We start from the raw sequence: 25,315 nt of genomic DNA, 5'->3' as shown, positions 1-25,315 counted from the left end.
GTTGCTTTTTATAAAGTATTAACATTATTCATGAATTCGAAATATTTTTTTAGAAGAATTTTAAAAGATTTTTCTCCTTCTCTTAACCAGACTCTAGGATCATAATATTTTTTATTTGGAAGATGTTCTCCTTCTGGATTTCCTATTTGCTTTTTTAAATATTCCTCATTTTTTTTCATATAATCCCGAACTCCACAAGTAAAAGCATATTGCAAATCGGTGTCAACATTCATTTTAACAACTCCATAACTAATAGATTGTTGTATTTCTTCTTTAGAAGATCCTGATCCTCCATGAAAAACTAAAGAAACTGGTTTTCTTTTTGTATGAAATTTTTCTCTAATGTACTCTTGTGTTTTTTGTAATATTTCAGGACGAAGCATCACATTTCCAGGTCTATAAACTCCGTGTACATTTCCAAAAGAAGCTGCTATGATAAAATTACGGCTGATTTTAATCAATTTATCATAAGCATAACTAACTTCTTTTGGCTGAGTATATAGTTTGTTATTTTCTATGTTTGAATTATCTATTCCGTCTTCTTCCCCTCCCGTTACCCCCAATTCTATTTCAATGGTCATCTTGTTTTTATTCATTCTTTCAAAATATTTTTCACAAATACTAATGTTTTCGTTTAAGGGTTCCTGAGAAAGATCTAACATGTGTGAACTGAACAACGTTTTTCCAAAACGATTATAATATTCTTCATTAGCTTCTATCAATCCATCTATCCATGGAAGAAAGGGTTTAGAGCAATGATCTGTATGAAGAATAACTGTTGCTTTATAAGATGAGGCTAATTCATGAATATGCATAGCACAAGCTATAGCTCCTTTGATTGCCGCCTTTTGTTTGTTATTATTTAATCCCTTTCCCGCATTGAAAATAGCACCTCCATTAGACAATTGAATAATAACAGGAGAATTAACTTCTACAGCGGTTTCCATTACTGCATTTATAGTATTAGATCCAATAACATTTACAGCAGGTAGAGCAAAAACGTTTTCCTTAGCGTATTCGAATATTTCTCCAACAAGATTACCAGTGGCTACTCCAAAAGGAAATTTTCTAGACATGTGTTTTAAATTTATTTAATTTAAGGATAAACAAATGTAAAAAAAAGTATTAATAGGTTAGGTTATAATTAACAAGAGTTTTCATTCTATAGTTTCGTTTTATTACATTACTTACGTTTTATTATTAAATATGCAAAATTTTTTTCGTAAATCATGCTTATTCCATCTACATTAAAGATATACAACGCTTCAGCAGGTTCTGGAAAAACCTTTTTCTTGGTAAGAAACTATCTTTATGTTCTATTAAATAGCCCCTATCCTGATGAATTTAAAAGAGTTTTAGCTTTGACTTTTACTAAGACAGCTTCTGAAGAAATGAAAAAACGCATTTTACAATGTCTTAAAGAATTTTCAAATCAAATAGTTAAAAAAGAATATTTTTCTTTATTTGATCATCTTGCAAAAGATTTGAAATTAACAAAACATCAATTGTATGAACGTTCTAAAAAAATATTATTTTCCATTTTACATGATTTTTCTTCTTTTTCTAAAAACACAAGTACAATAGATAAATTCACTTATAATATTATTAGATCTTTTATTTCAAATCGAGAAGTTAACTTAGAAATGGATACCAATAGGTTTTTATTCAAAATTGTAGAAAATTTATTGTATAGATTAAAAAATTCAGAAAAATGGTCAAATGTTTTGGTTCAATTTTCTTTGGAAAAATTAAAAAAAGGAAAAAACTGGGATATCAGAAAAGAACTATTTAAAATAGCTCATCTCATGTTGGAAGAAAATAATTTTTTTCCTATAAAAAAAATTCAAAATTATTCCTTAGAAGATTTAATCCAATTAAAAAATACTTTGATAAAAAGAACTCAAAAATTTGAAAAAGAATGCGAAAAACAAGGAGAAAAGTTTTTTCTTTTTTTAAGAAGAACTTCTATTCAAAAAGATTCATTTATTCATTCAGATTTACCAAGACTTTTCCAAAAATTACAAATGAAAAACATATTTTTTAATCCTTTTAATGAACGTCTTGAAAAATTTATTCAAAAAGGAATATTTTATTCTAAATCTTCTATACAAATTCATCAAAAAATATTGATAGAAAAAAATAAGAATAAGATACTTTCATTATATGAAGAAACAAAATTTCTGTATAAAAAAAATATATCATATTATCTATTGGATAAACTTTTTTTAAAAAACATTAGTCTTTTATCAATAATACATGAAATAGAAAAAGAATTTCATTTTATAAAAAATGAAAAAAAAATTCTTTTAAATGCAGAATTAAACAAAATTCTTTATGAAAAAATTATTCAAGGAACATTTCCTAAAATTTATGAAAAAATAGGAATGCAATACAAACATTATTTCATAGATGAATTTCAAGATATTTCATTTTTACAATGGAATAATATTAGAATTTTAGTTGAAAATGCATTATCTGAAAGAGGGTCCGCTATGATCGTAGGAGATCCGAAACAATCTATCTATAGATGGAGAGGGGGGGATGCAAAGCAATTTATTCATTTAATTTATTCTAAATCAAAAAATTATAATAAAAAATTAAAAACTTTAGAAACAAATTTTCGTAGTTATGAAGAAATTGTGAAGTTTAATAATTTTCTTTATCAATCCATATCTAAAATTTTTCATTCAACTACTTATAAAAATATATATCAAAATTCTAAACAAAAGATATTTAAAAAATCTGGAGGATATGTAGAAATAAATTTTATCAGTAGTTTGGAAAATAAAAACTACAAAGAATATATTTATTCTAAAATAAAAAATAAAATAAAAAAATTATTGAAACAGAAATATGTTTTATCAGACATTGCTATATTAGTTAGAAATAATGAAGAAGGTCATTTTTTATCTGAAAAACTTGTTGGAGATGGTTTTAACGTAAATACTTCTGTTTCTTTATTAATAAAAAATCATTTAGAAATACAAATCATCATAAATTTCTTTTATATTCTTGCCAATCCACATTGTTATCAAAAAAGAGTGACTTTAATTTTTATGTTATTAAAAAATAAATTCATTCGTACTAAAAAAAAAGATCATGATTTTATTATGAAAATTCTTTTTTTTCCATTAGATCTATTTTTAAAAAAAATTCTATCAAAAAATTCATTAACATTAAATAAATTATACAATCAATCCATATACAATATATCAGAAGAAATAATTGAAGCTTTTGGATTATTAAACAAAAAGAATACTGCATCTATCTATTCTTTTTTGGATTTTGTTTATAGATTTATGAAAAATATAGGAAATTCTATTGTAGATTTCCTAGATTACTGGGAATCTAAAAAAGAAAAAGAAAGTATTATTATTTCTGATCATAAAAAAGCTATTCGTGTTATGACTATTCATAAATCTAAAGGATTGCAATTTCCTGTAGTCCTTCTTCCTTTTACTGATTGGAATGTTTTTTCTAAAAATCAAGAAGGAGGATGGATGAATGTAAGTCCTCATTTATATCATGGATTGAATACTATTTATTTAGAAATCAAATCATATTTGAAACGGATCAAACATGATAGGAACATCCGGAATTTCTATGAAAATTACCTATCAAATACAGTATTTGATAATATCAATCTATTATACGTAGCTACCACCCGTTCTATAGAACAACTGATCTTATTTTCAAAACTAGAAAATGAAAAATCTGTATCATTTTGCATTAAAAATTTTCTTCATGAAAAGAAAATATGGAATGAAAAAAAATATAAGTATTCTTTTGGTAAGGAAGAAAAAAATTATTAATTCACCTTACATGTTTTTCTGCATGATAAGAAGACCGTACCAATGGACCACTTTCTACATATTTAAATCCCATTTTTAATCCAATTTCTTTTAATTCTTTGAATTGTTCTGGAAAAACAAAAAAACGAACAGGATAGTGTTTTAAAGAAGGTTGTAAATATTGTCCCATTGTTAGAATATCTACCTTCGATTTTATCATATCTTTCATCGTATCAATGATTTCTTCTTTTGTTTCTCCTAATCCTAACATGATTCCTGTTTTTGTGCGAATATTATGATTTTTTTCTTTGATATATTGCAAAACTCCAAGGCTACGATCATATTTAGCTTGAATCCGGATTTTTTTTGTTAATCTTGGAACTGTTTCCAGATTGTGAGAAATGACTTCTGGTTGAACATCAATGATTTTATCTATTATTTTTTTTTCTCCTTTAAAATCAGGGATTAAAGCTTCTATTGTGATATTTGGATTTAAAAATCGTACTTTTTGTATAGTTTTGACCCAGATAGAAGATCCCATATCTTTTAAATCATCTCTATTGACAGAAGTTAATACTGCATGTTTGATTTTCAATATTTTTATAGATTCTGCTACTTTATTTGGTTCCTTCCAATCTACTTTTTCAGGTTGTCCTGTTTTGACTCCACAAAATCTACAAGATCTTGTACAAATATTTCCCAATATCATAAAAGTGGCTACCCCTTTTCCCCAACATTCTCCTATATTAGGACAACTTCCACTTTGACAAATCGTATTTAATTTATGCAAAGAAACTAGTTTTTGCAATTCATGATAATTTTTATTCATTGGCAATTTTACTTTTATCCACTTTGGTTTTTTACGAATGAGATTCATAATTATTTTTTTGTTTTTATTTTATATTTATATACAATAATATTATAAAAATCAATTTTTTTTGATAAATTTGTTTGTGTAGGAATGTTTTTAACATGGAAGTCTTCGTAAGAGATATAGCTGATAAATTAGAAAGTCTAGCCCCTATAGAATATGCAGATTCCTATGATAACGTTGGATTGATAGTTGGATCGTTTCATCAAAAAATAAGAAATGTATTGATTACTTTAGATCTCACAGAAGAGGTTTTTTATGAATCTATTAATAAAAAGTGTAATCTGATAATATCCTTTCATCCTATTGTTTTTAAACCCATAAAAAATATAACTGGAAAAACATTTTCAGAAAGAGTTATAATTTCTGCATTAAAAAATGATGTATCTATTTATGTCATTCATACAAATTTAGATTTCATATGGAAAGGAACTTCGGATTTTATATCCAAATTATTGAAAATCAAAAAAGAAAAAGTTCTTATTCCAAAAAAAGGAACTCTGAAAAAGATGATCACTTATGTTCCAGTTCATTATGCAGAAAAAGTAAGAAATTCTTTATTTGAAGCAGGAGCTGGAAATATTTCTAATTATAGTCATTGCAGTTATAATTTTGATGGATTGGGAAGTTATATGGGAAATGATAAAACCGAACCATTTTCTGGAAAAAAAGGAGTTTTTCATATGGAAAAAGAGACTTGTATTGGTGTGATTTTCCCATCTCATAAATTAAACATTATAAAAAACGCTCTTTTTCAAAATCATCCTTATGAAGAAATAGCTTACGAAATTTACAATATTGAAAATGTTAATTCTTATATAGGAATAGGTTTTATAGGGTCTTTAGAAAAAAAAATGAATGAATCTGATTTTCTTCTATTTCTAAAAAATAGAATGAATTTTCCTTGTATTCGTCATTCTCATTTTACAGAAAAAAAAATAAAAAAAGTAGCTATCATAACAGGTTCAGGACGTTTTGGAATAGAACCCGCTATCAGAGAAAAAGCTGACGTTTTTATATCCTCTGACTTAAAATATCATGATTTTTTTAAATCTGAAAAAAAAATATTGATTGTGGATGTCGGTCATTACGAATCCGAAAAAATTGCTAAAAATTTATTAAAATCTTTTTTAGACAAAAATTTTACTTCTATTTCTATTTATGAATCAGAAGTTCATACTAATCCAGTTAAATATTTTTATTAATATTATGGTCCATAAAATCCAAGAAACTATTACTGTGGTTGATAAATTGAGGGCATTATATAATCTTCAATTAATAGATTCTCGTATAGATGAAATACGAAAATTTCGTGGAAATATTCCTATTGAAATAAAAAATTTGGAAGAAGAGTTAGACCAAATGAAAAAAAATTTCAAAAATGTTCATGAGGATATTCTTTCTATAAAAGAAAATATAGATAAACAAAATAAAAATATTAAATCTTCAGAAATATTGATTAAAAAATATGATAAACAAAAAGATCATGTAAAAAATCACAAAGAATTATATTCTCTTGATAAAGAAATTGATTATCAAAAATTGGAGATTCAGTTATTTAAAAAAAGAATCAAAGAATTGAATGTAAAAATTCATAAAAAAAAAGATATTCTAGAAAAAAAAGAAGATATTTTGAAAAATAAAGAAGAGCATCTGTTTCACAAAAAAAAAGAATTGAATAAGATTCTCTTAGAAAACGATAAAGAAGAAAAAATTCTTTTGGAAAAATCTTTATGTTTCTCTAAAAAAGTTGATAGGAGTTTATTACAAACTTATAAAAAAATAAGAAATGGAGTGAAAAATGGAGTGGCTGTGGCTCCAGTACAAAGAGGCGCTCCATTGGGTTCTTATCTGGCAATTACACCTCAAAAATATTCAGAACTGATACAACGCAATAAACTTTTAATAGATGAACACAGTGGAAGAATATTAATAGATGCTGAATTAGCTGAAGAAGAAAAGAAAAAATCTTTTGTTTTTTGTTTTAAAAAAAAGAAAAAATAATTAATAATAATAATATGGTACGAACTTACTCTTCTAGTGAAATGAAAATTCAAATAAAAGATTTTAACTTATTAGAAGTTTCTTCAGGAAAAAAGAAATTCCTGAAAGATTTTTTTTCGGATAAAGCAACTGTAATTATGTTTATTTGTAATCACTGTCCGTATGTGAAACATATTAATGCAGAATTGGTGCGTTTGTCTAACGATTTTATTCCGAAAGGAATTTCATTTTTAGCTATCAATTCTAATGATGCAAACAAATATCCAGAAGACTCTCCCGAAAATATGAAAAAAATACATCATCAGTTAGGTTATCCTTTTCCTTATTTTTTCGATGAAACACAAGATGTAGCAAAATATTATGGAGCAAAATGTACTCCTGAATTTTTTATATTTTCTGGAAAAGGAAATTTATGTTATCATGGTCAACTAGATGATTCTAGACCTGGTCATAAAATACCAGTAACAGGTAGTGATGTGAGAAATGTATTACAAAATATTTTGACAGGAATAAATATAAATCCAACTTATAAATTAAGTTACGGGTGTAATATCAAATGGAAAACATAAGATTTTTATGATAATTAGGAATAATATTTAAAAAATACTCAATGGATTCAGATAAACTTTTTTCTAATATTCCTCCTGCTGCATTTTTATGTCCTCCACCTCTAAAATGCTTTCTGGCAAACATGTTAACATCAAAATTTCCTTTAGAACGAAAAGAAATCTTAATTGGAGATTTTTCTTTTTCTTCAAAGAAAAAAACAGAAAAAACAATATTTTTTATACCTAATCCATAGGTAATAATTCCTTCAGTATCTCCTTGTTTGTAAGAATACAAATTGATATCCGAAGCATTTATACTTGTATAAGCCGTACGATATTTTTTGATTATTTTTAGTTTTCTCAAAGCTTGAGATAATAATTTTAATTTATTTTCATTGTATTTTTCTTGCAAATGATTATGGATGTCGTCTATGTCAATTCCTTTTTCTATTAATTTTCCGGCAATAAAATGAGTTTCTGAAGTGACGGAAGGAAAACGAAAAAAACCTGTGTCAGTCATTAATCCAACGTATAAACAGGTAGCTATTTTTTTATCTATTTTATCTAAAGAATTCATTTCAGATATAAATCTAAAAACCAAAATACTGGTAGCTGCAACTGTTGGATCAGAAAACATAAAGTCGAAAGGAAATGGAAAAGGATGATGATCTATTAGTATCTTTTTTGCTTTTGAATAGAAAAAAAAATTTCTTAAGTTTTTTATTCTTGATAAATTATTAAAATCTATAAAAAAAACATAATCAGAATTTGCAATTTTTTTTTTCACTAAAGATTGAGTTTTTTCTGAGAAAACAAGAATATTCTCTGTACCTGGAAGCCATTGAAAAGATTCGGAATATTCTGTTGGAGATATTAAATCTACATCATGTTTCAGTTTTCTTAAATAAAATAAAAGAGCTAAAGAAGATCCTAAAGCATCTCCATCTGGATTATCATGTGGTAATAAAACGATTTTTTTTTGATTTTTTCCATCAATACTAGGAAACAACATATTCCATATTATTTTTTTTTCAATCCTAATTCTTCCCCTTTTTTTAACATAAAAAGATAAGCAGAATGAAAATCATTAGATATTTTTCCTTCCAAAATAGAATCTTTAATAAAATTTTTTATGATTCCTATTTCTTTGCATGGATCAATTTGAAATGTCTTCATAATATCATTTCCTGATATAGGAGATTTCCAATTTTGGATTCTGTCTTTTTCTTCTAATTTTTGAATTCTTTCCATTAGAATATAAATATTTTTTTGATATTGTTTCCTTTTTTCTATATTATTAGTAGTAATATCAGCGATACACAATTTCATTAAATCTTCTAGATCTTTACCTAGATCAAACAATAATCTACGGATAGCAGAATCACTGATTTGATTCCCTATCAATGCTATAGGTTTATAACTATATTGAATCATCTTTTTAACATATTTCATAGGACCTCCTTTTGGAAGTTTTAAACGTTGAAATATATTTGGAACCATTTTTGATCCTACAAATTCGTGAGCATGAAAAGACCAACCAATTTTGGTAAAATTTTTGGTATAGGCTTTTCCTATATCGTGAAGTAAGGCGGCCCATCTTAACCAAAGTGAATTGGTTTTTACTTGACTGATATTATCTACTACTTGCAAAGTATGATAAAAATTATCTTTGTGTTTACATCCGTTTTTTTTTTCTATCCCTTTTAATAAAGTTAATTCCGGTAATATAATTGATAATAATCCAGATTTATATAATAACAATAATCCTATAGAAGGTTTTTCAGATAATAAAATCTTATTGAATTCTTCTATAATCCTTTCTGTGGAAACAATATTTATTCTATTTTTATTTTTTTGAATTGATTTAAATGAATATTCTTCAATCGTAAATTGAAGTTGAGTAGCAAATCGAATGGCTCGCATCATACGCAATGGATCGTCAGAATAAGTAATATCTGAATTTAATGGAGTTCTTAATATTTTTTTTTTCAAATCGGACAAACCTCCAAATGGATCTATCAATTCTCCATAATTATCACGGTTTAAACTAATAGCTAAAGCGTTGATTGTAAAATCTCTTCTATTTTGATCATCTTGTAATGATCCTAACCTTATAAAGGGTTTTCGACTATAAAAATGATATGATTCTTTTCTTGATCCAACAAATTCTATCTTCTGATTCTCACATTTTAACATAGCAGTTCCAAAACGTCTAAATATTTTTATCTTAGGATGAGGTTTCATATTTTTAGAAACTTCTTGAGCTAATTTAATTCCCTCTCCTATAGTCAAAATATCTACATCTTTTGATTTTATTTTTCCTAGCAAAAAATCTCTAACATAACCTCCCACTACATAACTATCTTGTTTTATTTTTTGAGCAGAAAAACTGACAATATGAAATATTTTTTTCTGAATAGCAGATGACAAATTCATGTGAATTGATTCCTAAACCGAACTCATTACTCCCTACATACGTAATATTTTTACCTGATCCGAAACAATTTTTATAATAGAAGAGCACCTATGATTAGCTATTTCTTTTCTTCTAAAATTCACGGCATAATCTATTTGACTTAAAATAGAAGGACTGATTTCAGAAAAAGATTTAGGAGAAGAAAATCCTGATAAATTAGCAGAAGTAGAAATAATAGGCCTATCCAAATTTTGAATTAAACAAACGCAAAATGGATCATATGTTAAACGAATGGCTAAAGTATTATCTTCACTCAGCAAATTAGATGCTATTTGATTAACATGATCGTACACTATGGTGATAGGTTTATTTTTTTTTGCAATATTATCAACAATTATTTGTCTAGTAAAATCAGTAATCTTTCCTACTAACTGATGCAAACGGTCCATACTTTCTACCAAAAGAATCATTGATTTAGAAAAACTTCTATTCTTGATTTTACATATTTTATTTATAGCCTCCACATTGAATGCATCACATCCTAACCCCCACACAGTATCCGTAGGATATAATAAACTTTTTCCTTTTTTTAATATATCTACACTTTTTTCTATTTCTTCGTAAAAAGACATCTAAATTACTAAATTATGAGTTCTTAATGCTTCATTTAAAGATGTTTTTTTATTCGTACTCTCTTTTCTTTTTCCTATAATCATAGCACATGGAACATAATATGTTCCTGAAGGAAATTTTTTCGGATAAGATCCAGGAATCACCACAGAATATCTAGGTACAACTCCTTTAATTTCAATAGGTTGTTCATTAGTTATATCTAAAATTCTAGTAGAAGCCGTTAAAACAACATTTGCTCCTAAAACAGCCCCTTTTTCTATCAGAACTCCTTCTACCAAAACACATCTAGATCCAATAAAAACATCGTCCTCAATAATAACAGGATGAGCTTGTAAAGGTTCTAACACCCCTCCTATTCCAACTCCTCCGCTTATATGAACACGACTCCCTATTTGAGCGCAACTTCCCACTGTAGCCCATGTATCTATCATGGATCCTTCTCCTATATATGCGCCTATATTTACGTAAGAAGGCATAAGAATCACTCCTGGTGATATATATGAACCATAACGTGCTATAGCATGAGGGACGACGCGTACCTTCTTTTCTTGAAACTTATTCTTGATAGGAATTTTATCATAAAATTCTAATGGTCCTAATTCTATAACATTCATTTCTCTAACAGAGAAATACATTATGATTGCTCTTTTTACCCATTCATTGACTACCCATTTTCCATTTAATAAATCAGAGACTCTGATAAATCCATTTTCTAAATGCTCAATAACTTGAATAACTATATTCTTGATATTTTCGTCAGTGCCCCACGAATTTTTTTGTTCCCAAGCTTTTTCTATCTCTAATTTGAGTTTGTTCACTTTCATATATAAAGATTAACTAAAAACAAAAGTAGTAAAATAAAATAAGATAACAAGTTTATATTTGCTATAACAGTTATAACAATGGCAAAAATATTGGGAATGGATTATGGAAAAGTAATAACAGGTTTATCTATAACAGATGATGAACAAATATTTGCATTTGGATTAGATTCTGTTCCTACTGAAAAATTAATGAGTTTTTTAGAATCGTTTTTATATCATGAAAAAATAGATAAAATTGTTATAGGTTTACCAAAAAAATTAAATAATCAAAAAGAAACATTAATTGAAACAGATATTCAAAGATTTATAAATCACTTCCGTGTAAGATTTCCTAAAATTCTTATAGAAAGATTAGACGAACGTTTTACTTCTAAAATGGCTTTTAATGCTATGATAGAATTAGGTTTAAAAAAAAAAAGAAGAAAAAAAGTAATTTTAAATCAAATTAGCGCTACTATCATTTTACAGTCTTATCTCGCAAGAAAAGAAAACAAAAATTAATTCATGGTATTACCTATAGTTATTTATGGAAATCCTATTTTAAGAAAAAAATGTTTAGACATAGATTTGTGTTCCTGCAAAAAAGAAATCAATCAATTAATAAAAGATATGTTTGAAACTATACATCAAGCAAAAGGAATTGGATTAGCAGCTCCCCAAATTGGAAAAAACATCCGACTATTTATAGTAGAAACTCCTTATTTGGATGGAAAATATAAAGAAGTTTTTATTAATGCTAAAATATTAAAAATTCATGGAAAAGAGTACAAATTTAATGAAGGATGTCTTAGCATTCCTGGAATAATGGGATACGTAAAAAGAAAATCTAATGTATTGATTGAATATTATGATCATAATTGGAAAAAACAAAAGAAAACCCTAACGGGGATATGTGCTAGAGTTATCCTGCATGAATATGATCATCTTGATGGAAAACTTTTTATAGATTACTTTTCTTCTACTAGAAAAAAAAGAATCGAAAAAAAATTAATTAGTTTATCAGAAAGAAGTTCTTCATGAAGAAGAAGAAATAGAATCTACTAATTTTTTTAAATTATTGATCTCATTCATAGATAAATCTGAAAGTATTTTCCTATTTATTTGAATTTTATTATCAGATAACTTTTTCATAAATTCAGAGTAAGACATTCCATATTGACGAACTCCTGCATTGATACGTTGAATCCAAAGAGATCTGAAATCTCTTTTCTTTTTTTTTCTTCCTGAAAAAGCATAAACAAAAGACTTTTCTACGGCATTTTTAGCGACTGTATAAACTTTACTCCTTGATCCATAAAAACCTTTTGCTGATCTGAGTATTTTTTTTCGTCTTCGTCTAGAGGAAACTGCATTTGTAGATCTTGGCATAACTTTTTTATATTTGTTTTTTTATATTCTGTTGATCCGATCTATTCAATAGAGTAAATCTAGAAAGATTCCGTTTTCTTCTTTTCGATTTTTTCGTTAAAAGATGATTTTTAAATGCATGTTTTTTTTTATATATCCATTCGCCGTTTTTTTTAAATCTTTTTTTTGATCCTGATTTTGTTTTTAGTTTTGTCATAATTTATATGATATATAAAATTAAAATTTTTTTGGAGCTAAAATCATATACATTCTTTTTCCTTCCATGACCGGCATTTGTTCTACTTTTCCATATTCCTCAATTTCTTCTGCAAATTTTAACAATTTAATTTTTCCCTGATCTTTGTATACTATGGAACGACCTTTAAAAAAAACAAATACTTTGACTTTATCTCCACGCATTAAAAATTTCTCTGCACTTTTTATCTTAACTTTTCCATCATGATCACCGATTTGTGGACCAAATCGTATTTCTTTAGTATTGACTTTAATTTGTTTTGCTTTAAATTGTTTTTTTCTTTTTTTTTGTTCATATAAAAATTTCTTATAATCCAGTATTTTACATACAGGAGGATCCAATTTTGGATTAATTTCAACCAAATCTAGTTCTCTTTCTCTAGCAAATTGTAGAGCTTCTTGTATAGAGTAAATCCCATTTTCAACTACAGAAGAATCACCGACCAAACGAACTCTTTTCGAATCAATATTTTCATTCATACGATGTTCTTCTTTTTTTTGTGGCAATGGTCGAAAAACTCTATTTTTCTTATTTCCTCTTGAAAATTTCTTTTTTATAATAACTTTTTAGTTTTTAAATTTAAATTTGTTTCATTAAAAATAGTTTCTATCCCCTTAGAAATAGAAAACGTTCCTATATGTCCTAAACCATGACGTCGTAATGAAATCATTTCATTTTTCTCTTCTTTTTCTCCCAAAATAATCATGTAAGGAATTTTTTTTTCTTCAGAATCTCTAATTTTTTTATTAATTTTCTCATTTCTGCTATCAACAAACACACGGATGTTATAATTCAGCATCAAATTTAAAATTTTTTTTGCATAAACTATATATTTATCACTTATAGGAAGTATGACTCCTTGATTTGGAGCCAACCATAATGGTAGATTCCCTTTTGTGTGTTCTATCACAATGGCTATCATTCGTTCCAGTGAACCAAAAGGCGCTCTATGTATCATGACGGGACGACATTTTTCATTATTTTTTCCTTTATAATATAAATCAAACCTTTCAGGCAAATTATAATCTACTTGAATTGTTCCCAGTTGCCAACTTCTTCCTAAGGAATCTTTGATAAGAAAATCCAGTTTGGGTCCATAAAAAGCGGCTTCTCCATAATTTATAGATGCTTTTATTTTTTCTTCTTTGACGGCATTCAATATAGCTTTTTCTGCTTTTTCCCAATTTTTTTCTGATCCAATATAATTATCTATTTTACTCGTATCTCTTAGAGATATTCTAACTGTATATTCAGAAAAACCTAAACAACGAAATACATAAAAAACTAAATTGATAACTTTTTTAAACTCTTCCAATACTTGATCATAAGTACAAAAAATATGTGCATCATCTTGAGTAAAAGATCTAACTCTAGTCAACCCATGAAGTTCTCCACTTTGTTCATAACGATAGACTGTTCCAAACTCTGCAAAACGTTTAGGAAGATCTCTATAAGACCATTCTTGAGAACGATAAACTTCACAATGATGAGGACAATTCATAGGCTTCAATAAAAATTCTTCTTCCTCACGAGGAGTCTGAATAGGTTTAAAATTATCTTTTCCATATTTTCTCCAATGTCCACTCTGGATATACAATTTTTTATGTCCAATATGTGGAGTCACCACCATTTCATAGCCAGACTTTTTTTGAATATCAGTTAAAAATTCTTCTAAATTATTTCTCAAAATCGTACCTCTAGGTAACCACAAAGGTAATCCACTTCCTACCTTGTCAGAAAAAATAAAAAACTTTAGTTTTTTCCCTATTTTTCTATGATCTATAGTATTCGGATCTTCTTTTAAAGGGACTGATTTCTCTTTATCCATGAAAAAAAGTTACAAGTTTTTTTTATGATGATAAAAATAAATATAACGTTGCAGCTATCACACTTCCCAAAATAGGCCCTAATACAGGTACAAGAGCATAATCCCAATTACTTTTTCCTTTCCCAGGAATTGGAAGAATAGAATATATAATTCTTGGTCCTAAATCTCTAGCAGGATTAATAGCTGCTCCCGTGTTTCCTCCTAAGGATAACACAATTCCTAATACCACTAAAGCGGGAAGTAATGCTCCTAATGATCCCAACCCTATAGGATACTGATTCTCTTGAAAAAAAAGGGTCCCTTCAACTGTGAGATACAAAGAAATAAATATAAAAATAAAAGTAGCTAATACTTCACTTAAAAAATTAAAAAAGAAATTTTTTATAGAAGGGATCGTAACAAAAACAGATAATTTATCTTGTTCTTTTTTAGTTTCAACAAAATGATCTTTGTACAAAAACCATACGAATAAAGACCCTAACATCGCTCCAATTAATTGAGAAAAAATATAAAACGGAACCATATCCCAATTAAATTTTCCGACTATCGCAAAACTTATTGTAACACAAGGGTTTAAATGAGCTCCACTATAAGGAGCAGAAACTAAGACTCCCATAAAAACAGCCAAAGCCCATCCTATAGTAATAGTCAGCCATTCTCCATTTCTACTGTTTCCTTTAGTTTTTGACAAAATAACATTTGCTACCACACCATTTCCTAAAAAGACCAAAATCATTGTTCCTATGATTTCTGCACATATTTTTGTCATTTCATTTATTTTTTTTTATTGACCAGACCATGAACGAGTTGTCTCAATCGCTCTTTTCCACCCTTGGATTCTTTCCAAACGACTAGACATTCCTTTTGGTTCAAAAACTTGTTCTAGTTGCCATTTTTTTTGAATATCTTCAAGACTTGTCCAATAATTTACAGCTAATCCAGCTAAATAAGCCGCTCCAGCTGCTGTAAGCTCAGAAATTTTGGATTTCACTACTTTTACATTTAAGATATCGGATTGAAATTGCATTAACAATTTATTTACCGTAGCCCCTCCATCTACACGAAGTTCTTTTATCGAAATTCCAGAATCTGCTTCCATAGCTTTCAGAACATCCATATTTTGAAAAGCAATACTTTCTAACGCCGCCCTAACAAAATGTGCGGAAGAGGTACCTCTTGTGATCCCTACAATAGTTCCTCTGGCTTTCTGATCCCAATAAGGAGCTCCTAATCCGGAAAAAGCTGGAACCATATATAAACCTTCTGTATTTTCTACTGAAGAAGCTAAAGTTTCTGCTTCATTTGAAGATAAAAGAAGACCCAATCCATCTCTCAGCCACTGCACTACAGCTCCAGCAATGAAAACACTTCCCTCCAATGCATATTGAACTTTATTTTTAATTTTCCAAGCAACAGTGGTTATTAAATTATTTTGAGAAAAAACAGGAGTATCTCCTACATTCATTAACATAAAACAACCTGTTCCATAAGTATTTTTTACCATTCCAATTTTAGTACACATTTGACCGAAAAGAGATGCTTGTTGATCACCAGCAATCCCTGATATGGGAATTTTATGAGAGAGAATATGTCCTGTTGTATAACCAAAAATTTCACTAGATGATTTAACTTCTGGAAGCATTGTTATTGGAATATCAAATAAATCAATCAACTCTGGATCCCAACTGAGTGTGTGAATATTAAAAAGCATGGTACGAGAAGCATTGGTCACATCTGTGACATGAATTTCTTTTCCGGTTAAATTCCATATTAACCATGAATCTATAGTTCCAAACGCCAAGGATCCAGAATTAGCTTTTTTTCTAGCTTCCGGTACATTTTCTAATATCCATTTAATTTTTGTGGCAGAAAAATAAGGATCTATAATTAGACCTGTTTTTTTTCTAATCATTTCAGTTAACCCTTCTTTTTTAATTTGATCACAATATTTGGATGTCCGTCTATCTTGCCAAACGATGGCATTAAAAATAGGTTCTCCTGTTTTTTTATCCCATATCACAGTAGTTTCTCTTTGATTGGTGATACCTATTGAAACAATATTTTCCCCTTCTAAATTTGCTTTTAAAATTGCTTCCAAAGCAACTGAGGCCTGCGTAGACCATATCTCTTCTGCATTATGTTCCACCCATCCCGGATAAGGATAAATTTGTGTAAATTCTCTTTGAGCTACGGAAATAATATTTCCAATTCTATCAAAAATAATAGCTCTAGAACTAGTAGTTCCCTGATCTAATGATAGCACATATTTTTTCATAAACATATAAGATAAGGTATTACAACTCCATCAAACGACCGGATAATAGTACCGCATAGCTAACTTTTTAAAATCAGCTATTTGTGATTTTTCCCATTTCTCATCTCTAGAAAGCTCTTTAGCCATTAATGCTGCTACTCTTGGTGCTATATCTATTGCTTTTTTTGCATTCAAAAACAATAAACGAAACCTTCTTGCCAAAACATCTTCAATTGTTCGAGCCATTTCATAACGAACCATCCATATAACTTCTGCTTCAGTACAATAATAAGAATAAGTATCTTGGGATATCAAGGGAGTTCCTAATAATGGATTTTCCTCAATTAATTTTTTAATATGATATTCATCTTCTCCATATTTTTTCCAATGATCATTTTGGCTTTTGGATGAAGAATTCGACCCATAAATTCTAAGGTTTTTTGTAACAGAAGGCTTTTTCTTTAATTTTCCTATTTCAACGGCTTTATTCACAGCTTCTTCGGACATTTTTCTATATGTTGTCCATTTTCCGCCTATAATGCTTATTAATCCAGAAGAACTAATAATAAGTTTATGAGATCTAGAAATATCTTTTGTTTTAATAGTAGAAGAAGAATCATTAGGTACAAAAAGAGGACGCAATCCAGAAAAAGCACTGAGTATATCACTTTTTTTTGGATTGAAAACAAAATACTTGTTAAAAGTTTGTAAAATAAACTCTATTTCTTCCTCTAAAGGTTTTGGTTCCAGAACACTTTTTTCTAGAAAAGTATCTGTAGTTCCTACCAAAACATGATCATACCATGGAACACAAAATAAGATTCTCCCATCCGAAGTTTTTGGAACAACTACAGCATTCGAACTGCTAAAAAAGGATTTATTTAACACAATATGTGTTCCTTGGCTAGGTTTTATTAAAATGGGGCATTCAGATTCATCCATTTTTGAAATGGAATCAGAAAAAACTCCAGTGGCATTTATAACAATTTTTGAATAAATAGAATATTTTTTTTCTGTTTCTAGGTCAGAAGCTACAACTCCAGATATCCTATCTCCAACTTTTTTGATAAGACTTTTGACTTGAAAATAGTTTAACAAAACTCCACCTTGCTGAACACAAGTTTGAGCCAAATTAATAGCCAAACGAGCATCATCAAACTGACCGTCATAATATAAAATACCTCCTTTTAACTTATTAGTTTGAATTTCAGGAAAATTTCTAATTACTTCATTTTTGGATAAAAATTTGGATTTTCCAAAACTCAAGGACCCAGATAACCATTCATACAATTTTAAACCAGTCCAGTAAAAAAAACCCATTTTCCAACTAAAAATTGGAATAATAAATTTTTGTTTTTTCACTAAATGAGGAGCATTTTTTAACAAAAAACCTCTTTCTTGTAAAGCTTCATAAACTAATTTTATATTTCCTTGAGCCAAATATCGTATTCCTCCGTGAACGAGTTTGGTACTACGACTGGAAGTTCCTTTAGAAAAATCTGACTGTTCCAAAAGAAGAGTTTTATATCCTCTAGAAGACGAATCTAAAGCAATTCCCAATCCAGTAGCTCCTCCTCCAATAATGATAATATCCCAAATATTTACATTTTCTAAGATGTTCAAAAACTTATCTCTATTTAAAAAACCTTTCATCATGTTTCACTCATATCAAATTCCAAACAGAATATTCCTCCTATTGGGATTTTGAAAAAATTTAATGAACAAAATTAAAAATATTTTCAATAAAAGAAAATTTTAATTAAAATTAATCCAAACTAAACATCATTTTCTTTATTCATTATTTTAGATATAAAATCTTTTATAATTTGTTGTCCTGAGCCTGAGTTTGCATTAATTTTTTTCATTATTTTATTGATGTCATAAAATTGTCTAAAAAAAAGATCTAGATGACTTAATGGAATTCCAGATCCTTTAGATATCCTTCTTTTTCTTTCAATATCGGTAAGTAATTTAGGATTTTCTCTTTCATCAGGTGTCATAGAATGAATCATAGCCTCTATTTTTTTGAAAGAATCTTTTTGATTTTCACCATTAAAAGAAAAAAACCTATCTACTCCAGGAATCATAGAAATAATATTTTTTATACTTCCTATTTTTTTGATATGTCTAATTTGTTCTAATAAATCATTAAAATTAAAACGATTTTTTGAAATTTTATGATAAATTTTTTTAGTTTTTTTTTCGTCAAATTGCTCTTGCACTTTTTCAACCAAAGAAACTATATCTCCCATTCCTAAAATTCGATTAGCTATTCTATCTGGATGAAAAATTTCCAGATCTTCTATTTTTTCCCCATTACTAATAAATTTTATAGGTTTTCCCACTGCACTAGACATAGTAATAGCAGCTCCACCTCTACTATCTCCATCTAATTTAGTCATAACAATTCCATCAAAATTCAATATTTTTGAAAAGGATTGAGCTGTATTGATAGCATCTTGCCCTGTCATTGCATCTACAACAAATAAAATTTCGTCTGGTTTAGAATGCTGATGGATTTTTACTATTTCTTCCATCATGATTTGATCAATAGCTAATCTTCCAGCCGTATCAATAATAATTACATTATTTTTATTTTTAAAAGAATAAATAACAGATTTATCCAATATTTCTATAATATTTTTACTATTTTTTAAATAAAAAATAGGAATATTTACTTTTTCTGCAATAAATTTAAGTTGATCTATAGCTGCAGGACGATGAATATCTGCAGCCACTAATAAAGGATTTTTATTTTTTTTTCTTAAAAAAAAAGCAAGTTTAGAAGAAAAAGAAGTTTTTCCACTCCCCTGTAGTCCACAAATTAAAATAATAGAAGGATCTTTAGAAAGATTCATTTCTATACTTTTACCTCCCATGAGTAAAACCAACTCATCATATACTATTTTTGTAATAAGCTGTTTTGGATTTAATGAAGTCAATACTTTTTTTCCAATAGATTTTTCTTTAACTCTTCGAATAAAATCTTTAGCAATTTTATAATTTACATCTGCATCAATAAGAGCTCTTACAATTTCTTTCATAGAAGATGCAATATTCATTTCTGTGATGCTATCATCTCCTTTTAAAATATGAAGAGCTTTATGAAATTTATTTTGTAAATGTTCAAACATAAGCGTGTATTTTTTACATACGATCAAGCATTTTTATGCCTAATAAATTCATACCAGATTTTAACACATTTCCTGTAACATGAATAATATTCATGCAAATATTACTATGAATCAAGTCTAAAGAATCTATTAACTTTTTCTTTTCATAAAGAAGATTAAAAGTTTTAGATACTTCATAAATATAATTCGCTATCAATGAAGGATTGAAAGTCGTAGCTGATTTTTTTAAGATAGATGGATATTTTTGAAGAATTTTAATCATGTTTTTTTCATACATATCAAACTTGATATTTGACCAATAATCATTTAACAATGAACATACTTCAAAAAACTTTCGTTCCAAAGAACGAATCCTGGAATAAGTATATTGAATATATGTTCCTGTTTTCCCTTTAAAATCTATAGATTTCTCAGGATAAAAAATAATCTTTTTTCTGGGATCTATTTTAAGAAAATAATATTTGAGAGCACCTAATCCTAGGATTTCATAAGATTTTTCTTGTTCTACTTTTTCTTTTGATTTTGAAGTTTTCTTTAAAAAATTTTTTTTTGCAATAGAATACATTTCTAAAATAAAACTATCTGCATCTATCACATTTCCTTCTCTAGATTTCATTCTACCACTTGGTAAATATACCATTTCATAAGATAAATGGAACAACTTATTTACCCATATATATCCTAAACGCTTTAATATGCTGAAAAGAATTTGAAAATGATAATCTTGTTCTTTTCCCACAATATAAACTAACTGGTCTATATTATATTTTCTAAAACGTTCTACAGAAGTTCCAATATCCTGGGTTATGTATACTGAAGTTTGATCTGATCGTAACAAAAGTTTTTGATCAAAACCCTCTTGAATCAAATCAATCCAAATAGATCCATCTTCTTTTTTAAAAAAAATTCCTTTTTCAAGACCTTTTTTTATAATTTCTTTTCCAATTTTATATACATTACTTTCATATTCTATTTTATCAAAACTGATTTCCAACTTACGATAAGTTTCTTCAAACCCGTTATAAACCCATTTGTTCATTTTTTTCCAAATACTTCTAGTTGTTGGATCCCCACATTCCCATTTTTTCAATAATTCTCTAGCTTCTATCAAAATTGGAATTTTATCTTGTTTGGATGTTTTTCTAATTTCTTCACGATAAATCTTATCAAATAAACTATAATATTTTCCTACAAAATGATCTCCTTTCATTTTAATACTATCAGGTGTTTCTCCTTTTCCAAATTTTTTCCAAGCTATCATAGATTTACAAATATGTATTCCTCTATCATTAATAATTTGAATTTTTATGATCTTATGGCCGACCATTTTTAATATTTTAGCTATAGAAGATCCGATCAGACTATTTCTAACATGTCCTAAATGAAGAGGTTTATTGGTATTCGGAGAAGAATATTCTATCATGATTCTTTTAGATGGCAATTTCAAATGATAAAAATTCGTATTCAACATTTTTTTAAGAAGATGAATATAATAATTTTCTTTGAAAATAAAATTTAAAAAACCTTCAATAACAGAAAATTGAATCAATTCTTTTAATTGATTTTGTACATAATTTCCTATATTTTTTCCTATTTGTTCTGCAGGTTCTTTTAATTTTTTAGATAAAGAAAATAAAATCAAAGTAAGATCTCCTGGATATCCTTTTTTTGTATATTGAAAATCCAATTCAGGACAAGGTTCCAGTTTATACAAAACAGATATGGATTCTTTTGCTATTTCTTCTATAGATTGAAAATGATCATTCATAGAATGATTTTTTTTACAAATATCTTTTTAATTGAACTCTCCATCCAAAAGGATCTTCTGATAAATTATGCTGTATATCTAATAAACTTTTTCTCAAACGAAGAGATATTCTTTCTTTTTCTGTAAGATTTGGCAAACAAAAATTGTGACCTTGATAACTAATTATCTTAAAATAATTTATCACTGCAGCTGTCCCACAACCAAAAGCTTCTTTCAATTCTCCTGTTTGTAATCCTTTTATAATTTCTGAAACACTTAAATTTCTTTCTTCTACGGGAAGCCCTTCTTTTTCAGCTAAAGAAAGAATACTTTGACAGGTTATTCCACTTAATATATTATCATTAGCTTTTGGAGTTACAAGTTTATTTTTTAACCAAAAAAAAACATTCATAGTCCCTGATTCTTCTATCATTGTATGAGTCGAAGAATCTGTCCACAATATTTGATCAAATCCTTCTTCGTTTGCCAATCTAGTAGGATAAAAAGAAGAAGCATAATTTCCAGCGGCTTTAGTAAATCCAACTCCTCCTGATGCAGAACGGCTATATTTTTCTTCTATTTTAATTTTCAAGGGATGTTTATAATAGGCATCAGCAGGAGTAGATATGATCATAAACATATAATCTATAGAAGGTTTAGCCGATAAAACACCATTGGTTGCAATTAAAAAAGGACGAATATATAAAGATTGTCCATAATTTTTAGGGATCCAATCCCTATCTATATCTATTAATTTTTTCAGTCCATTCATAAAAATATATTCTGGAATAGGTGGCATTTCCAAACGAATAGCAGATCTATTTATTCTTTTGAAATTTTCTTCTGGACGAAATAAGAAAACTTCTTCGTTTTTATCTTTATAAGCTTTCATGCCTTCAAAAACAGCTTGTCCGTAATGAAATACAGGAGATATAGGAGAAAACATAATATTTCCAAAAGGTTTAATAATAGAATTTTTCCATTTTCCATTTTTGTATTCAGAACAAAACATATGATCTGAATATTGATTTCCAAAGGAAATATTGTTAAAATCCATTTCTCCAATCCTTGAATGTAAGGTTTTTTCTATTCTCATAAATAAAGTATAAAAAAAATTAATGAAAACAAATATAACATGTTTTAATAAAAATTTTTAATAAAACAGTTAATTTTTTAACTATCATGCATTATTTTTAATACTTCTTCTACAATGTTTTCAACAGAAGGTTTTGAAAAATAATCCCCATCTGATCCATAAGGAGGACGATGTTCTTTAGCAGTAATCGTAACAGGAGGACTATCTAAATAATAATATCCATTTTGTTCTTCTAATATTTTTTGTAAAATATAAGCAGAAGCTCCACCTGGAACATCTTCATCTATGATTAATAGTCTGTTGGTTTTTTGTAAACTTTTTACAATGTCTTTTTGTAAATCAAAAGGTAATAAAGATTGAATATCAATAACTTCAGAGTCTATATTAATTTTAGATAATTCTTCGGATGCTTCATTTACAATTCTCCATGTAGAACCATAAGTCACTATGGTTATATCTTTTCCTTTTCTTGTTCTTTCCACTATTCCAATAGGAGTTCTAAAAAAGCCTAAATTTTCCGGTAGTTTTTCTTTGATTCTATATCCATTTAGACATTCAATAACCAAAGCAGGATCATCTCCAGATAATAAAGTATTATAAAAACCAGCAGCTTTTACCATGTTTCTTGGAACCAAAACTAAAATTCCTCTTAAATAATTAATAATACCTCCCATAGGAGAGCCTGAATGCCATATCCCTTCCAAACGATGTCCTCTAGTTCTAATAATGACAGGAGCTTTTTGTCCTCCTTTTGTTCTATATTGCAAACAAGCAAGATCATCACTCATGATTTGTAAAGCATATAAAATATAATCTAAATATTGAATTTCAACTATAGGTCTAAGACCTCGCATAGCAAGACCTATTCCCTGACCAAGAATAGTAGATTCACGTATTCCCGTATCAAAAATGCGAGTTTTTCCATATTTTTTTTGTAAGCCCTCTAATCCTTGATTCACATCTCCTATTTTCCCTACATCTTCTCCAAATATTAAAAGATCAGGATATAATTCTAATAATTTATCAAAATTTTCTCTCAATACAATTCTTCCATCTACTTCAAAATTATTATTATTATATACGGGAAAAACTTCTGTAATATTTACAGAAGATTTATCAGAAATACTATATAAATGAGAAGAATAATTTTCTTGTTCTTGGTCATATTTTTTTTTTATCCATTCTATCAGATAATATTTTGAATCTGATTTTACTTCAGATAGTAGATATAAAATTTTTCGTGTAATACGAAAGATTGATTTTTTTGTGATAAAATTTTTAGTTGTATCATGTAATTCTTGAATATACTTTTTAACATATTCATTAATCCATTTTTTATTAGAATTAGGATAAGTACTTTGCATTCTTTGCAAAATGTTTACAGCTTCATTTTTAATTTTAAGAATTGGTTTTTGAAACGCTTCCCAAGCTTTTTTTTGTTCATTTTTCACATACTCTTTAGCTTCTATATCTATTTGATCTAAATAACAAACATTGGCTAAATTTTGGAATTGATTTGTTGTATTGAACTTAAAATTCAAAATCCAATTTCTAAATTTTTTGATTCCATCGTTATTTAATTCCCATTTCAAACGTTCTTTTGATTTATATCTTTCATGTGAAGAAGAAGTAGAATGCCCTTGCGGTTGAGTTAAATGTGTGACATGAATAATAACTGGAACATGTTCATAACGAGCTATTTGATTTGCACGAACATATGTTTTTGTAAGATTCATATAATCGGATCCATTAACACTAAGAATTTCTATCCCTTTTTCTTTTTTATTTCTATGAAACCCAGATAAAAGATCACTAATATTTTGTTTGGAAAATTGGTATTTATTAGGTACAGAAATTCCATATTCATCATCCCAAATAGATAGAATCATAGGTATTTGCAATACTGAAGCAGCATTTAAAGTTTCCCAAAATAATCCTTCCGAAATACTAGCATTCCCAATAGTTCCAAATGCTACTTCATTTCCATTATGAGAAAACATTTTATGTGTTTCTTTTAAATTTTTAAGTTTTTTATAAATTTTAGATGCCTGAGCTAATCCTAATAATCTAGGCATTTGAGCTGCTGTAGAAGAAATATCTGCACTAGAATTTTTTTTATGAATAAGATTTTTCCAAGTTCCATCATGATTTAAAAAGCGTGTTCCAAAATGTGCGGTCATCATTCTTCCAGACGAAACCGGTTCAGCTTCTAAATCTGAATGAGCATATAATTGTGAAAAAAAACTTCTTACAGTTAAAGCTCCAATAGCCATCATAAATGTTTGATCCCGATAATATCCAGATCTAAAATCTCCATTTCTAAAAACTTTTGCCATGGCTAATTGAGGAATTTCTTTCCCATCACCAAATATACCAAACTTAGCTCTTCCATTTAAAACTTCTTTTCGTCCTAAAATACTGGTCTCACGACTAATTCTAGCCAATTTATAATCATTCAAAACCATTTTACTAAATGAATCAAAAGAGATTTTCTCATCATTATTATGTTTTTTATTATTGTTGTAATTCATAAATTCTTTTTTTAAATGAAAATACAGGAATTTTC

Annotated in this window: 23 protein-coding genes; 6 read left to right on the top strand and 17 right to left on the bottom strand. The window is 27.7% G+C overall.

The window, feature by feature from the left end:
• Positions 1-8 precede the first annotated feature (8 nt).
• Complete coding sequence (gene fbaA / locus BLBBGE_RS02355) at positions 9-1,076, bottom strand: class II fructose-bisphosphate aldolase (protein ID WP_012840998.1); 1,068 nt, start codon at positions 1,074-1,076, stop codon at positions 9-11.
• A gap of 153 nt (positions 1,077-1,229) precedes the next feature.
• Between fbaA and BLBBGE_RS02350 the strand changes: the two genes are divergently transcribed.
• The gene (locus BLBBGE_RS02350; RefSeq protein WP_012840997.1) at positions 1,230-3,812 is read left to right on the top strand and encodes a UvrD-helicase domain-containing protein; all 2,583 of its coding nucleotides are present in this window, start codon (positions 1,230-1,232) and stop codon (positions 3,810-3,812) included.
• A 1-nt stretch (position 3,813) separates the two neighbouring features.
• Here the strand turns inward: BLBBGE_RS02350 and lipA are convergent, their stop codons facing one another.
• Positions 3,814-4,668, bottom strand: coding sequence for a lipoyl synthase (gene lipA, locus BLBBGE_RS02345; protein ID WP_012840996.1), 855 nt, complete (start codon positions 4,666-4,668; stop codon positions 3,814-3,816).
• A gap of 95 nt (positions 4,669-4,763) precedes the next feature.
• Here lipA and BLBBGE_RS02340 point away from each other — a divergent pair, with 95 nt between their 5' ends.
• Genes BLBBGE_RS02340 through BLBBGE_RS02330 form a run of 3 tightly spaced genes read left to right on the top strand, consistent with a single transcriptional unit; the run spans position 4,764 to position 7,235 of the window.
• On the top strand, positions 4,764-5,867 hold the full coding sequence (locus BLBBGE_RS02340) for a Nif3-like dinuclear metal center hexameric protein (protein WP_012840995.1): 1,104 nt from the start codon (positions 4,764-4,766) through the stop codon (positions 5,865-5,867).
• A gap of 4 nt (positions 5,868-5,871) precedes the next feature.
• Entirely contained in the window at positions 5,872-6,666 is a 795-nt protein-coding gene (locus BLBBGE_RS02335) for a hypothetical protein (protein WP_012840994.1), read from the top strand.
• A gap of 14 nt (positions 6,667-6,680) precedes the next feature.
• The gene (locus BLBBGE_RS02330) at positions 6,681-7,235 is read left to right on the top strand and encodes a thioredoxin family protein (RefSeq protein ID WP_012840993.1); all 555 of its coding nucleotides are present in this window, start codon (positions 6,681-6,683) and stop codon (positions 7,233-7,235) included.
• Here BLBBGE_RS02330 and BLBBGE_RS02325 read toward each other — a convergent pair.
• Genes BLBBGE_RS02325 through BLBBGE_RS02310 form a run of 4 tightly spaced genes read right to left on the bottom strand, consistent with a single transcriptional unit; the run spans position 7,219 to position 11,087 of the window.
• Positions 7,219-8,226: a DHH family phosphoesterase gene (locus BLBBGE_RS02325; protein ID WP_012840992.1), complete on the bottom strand. Its 1,008-nt coding sequence runs from the start codon at positions 8,224-8,226 to the stop codon at positions 7,219-7,221. The two genes, BLBBGE_RS02330 and BLBBGE_RS02325, sit on opposite strands and share 17 nt — an antisense overlap.
• Before the next feature lie 8 nt (positions 8,227-8,234).
• Positions 8,235-9,650, bottom strand: a complete 1,416-nt coding sequence (locus tag BLBBGE_RS02320) for an HD domain-containing protein (RefSeq protein ID WP_012840991.1) — start codon at positions 9,648-9,650, stop codon at positions 8,235-8,237.
• Between the two features lie 33 nt (positions 9,651-9,683).
• Positions 9,684-10,262 carry an L-threonylcarbamoyladenylate synthase gene (locus BLBBGE_RS02315; protein ID WP_012840990.1) on the bottom strand — a complete coding sequence of 193 codons (579 nt, stop codon included), beginning with the start codon at positions 10,260-10,262 and terminating at the stop codon, positions 9,684-9,686.
• Complete coding sequence (locus tag BLBBGE_RS02310; RefSeq protein ID WP_012840989.1) at positions 10,263-11,087, bottom strand: 2,3,4,5-tetrahydropyridine-2,6-dicarboxylate N-succinyltransferase; 825 nt, start codon at positions 11,085-11,087, stop codon at positions 10,263-10,265.
• A gap of 78 nt (positions 11,088-11,165) precedes the next feature.
• On the opposite strand from BLBBGE_RS02310, the gene ruvX reads away from it, so the two are divergent.
• The gene (gene ruvX, locus BLBBGE_RS02305; RefSeq protein WP_012840988.1) at positions 11,166-11,588 is read left to right on the top strand and encodes a Holliday junction resolvase RuvX; all 423 of its coding nucleotides are present in this window, start codon (positions 11,166-11,168) and stop codon (positions 11,586-11,588) included.
• 3 nt (positions 11,589-11,591) lie between these two features.
• Entirely contained in the window at positions 11,592-12,107 is a 516-nt protein-coding gene (gene def, locus BLBBGE_RS02300; protein WP_012840987.1) for a peptide deformylase, read from the top strand.
• Here def and rplT read toward each other — a convergent pair.
• From rplT to BLBBGE_RS02245, 11 genes are all read right to left on the bottom strand, one after another.
• On the bottom strand, positions 12,102-12,455 hold the full coding sequence (gene rplT / locus BLBBGE_RS02295) for a 50S ribosomal protein L20 (protein ID WP_012840986.1): 354 nt from the start codon (positions 12,453-12,455) through the stop codon (positions 12,102-12,104). The two genes, def and rplT, sit on opposite strands and share 6 nt — an antisense overlap.
• Before the next feature lie 7 nt (positions 12,456-12,462).
• Positions 12,463-12,651, bottom strand: coding sequence for a 50S ribosomal protein L35 (rpmI, locus tag BLBBGE_RS02290; RefSeq protein WP_012840985.1), 189 nt, complete (start codon positions 12,649-12,651; stop codon positions 12,463-12,465).
• A 20-nt stretch (positions 12,652-12,671) separates the two neighbouring features.
• Complete coding sequence (gene infC / locus BLBBGE_RS02285) at positions 12,672-13,196, bottom strand: translation initiation factor IF-3 (RefSeq protein ID WP_012840984.1); 525 nt, start codon at positions 13,194-13,196, stop codon at positions 12,672-12,674.
• Between the two features lie 47 nt (positions 13,197-13,243).
• Entirely contained in the window at positions 13,244-14,518 is a 1,275-nt protein-coding gene (gene thrS, locus BLBBGE_RS02280) for a threonine--tRNA ligase (RefSeq protein WP_012840983.1), read from the bottom strand.
• A gap of 22 nt (positions 14,519-14,540) precedes the next feature.
• Positions 14,541-15,287, bottom strand: a complete 747-nt coding sequence (locus tag BLBBGE_RS02275; protein ID WP_012840982.1) for an MIP/aquaporin family protein — start codon at positions 15,285-15,287, stop codon at positions 14,541-14,543.
• Positions 15,288-15,302: 15 nt separating this feature from the next.
• Positions 15,303-16,799: a glycerol kinase GlpK gene (glpK, locus tag BLBBGE_RS02270; protein ID WP_012840981.1), complete on the bottom strand. Its 1,497-nt coding sequence runs from the start codon at positions 16,797-16,799 to the stop codon at positions 15,303-15,305.
• 24 nt (positions 16,800-16,823) lie between these two features.
• On the bottom strand, positions 16,824-18,428 hold the full coding sequence (locus BLBBGE_RS02265) for a glycerol-3-phosphate dehydrogenase/oxidase (RefSeq protein WP_149030176.1): 1,605 nt from the start codon (positions 18,426-18,428) through the stop codon (positions 16,824-16,826).
• Between the two features lie 119 nt (positions 18,429-18,547).
• Complete coding sequence (gene ffh / locus BLBBGE_RS02260) at positions 18,548-19,906, bottom strand: signal recognition particle protein (protein WP_012840979.1); 1,359 nt, start codon at positions 19,904-19,906, stop codon at positions 18,548-18,550.
• Between the two features lie 13 nt (positions 19,907-19,919).
• The gene (gene argS / locus BLBBGE_RS02255; RefSeq protein WP_012840978.1) at positions 19,920-21,674 is read right to left on the bottom strand and encodes an arginine--tRNA ligase; all 1,755 of its coding nucleotides are present in this window, start codon (positions 21,672-21,674) and stop codon (positions 19,920-19,922) included.
• Positions 21,675-21,687: 13 nt separating this feature from the next.
• Positions 21,688-22,749 carry a branched-chain amino acid aminotransferase gene (locus BLBBGE_RS02250; protein ID WP_012840977.1) on the bottom strand — a complete coding sequence of 354 codons (1,062 nt, stop codon included), beginning with the start codon at positions 22,747-22,749 and terminating at the stop codon, positions 21,688-21,690.
• A 77-nt stretch (positions 22,750-22,826) separates the two neighbouring features.
• Entirely contained in the window at positions 22,827-25,280 is a 2,454-nt protein-coding gene (locus BLBBGE_RS02245) for a thiamine pyrophosphate-dependent enzyme (RefSeq protein WP_012840976.1), read from the bottom strand.
• Positions 25,281-25,315: the final 35 nt, after the last annotated feature.

The organism is Blattabacterium sp. (Blattella germanica) str. Bge, from assembly GCF_000022605.2.
Taxonomy (GTDB): Bacteria; Bacteroidota; Bacteroidia; order Flavobacteriales; family Blattabacteriaceae; genus Blattabacterium.
Note: the sequence above shows the minus strand (reverse complement) of the source record. Positions and strands in the feature narration are given on the sequence as shown.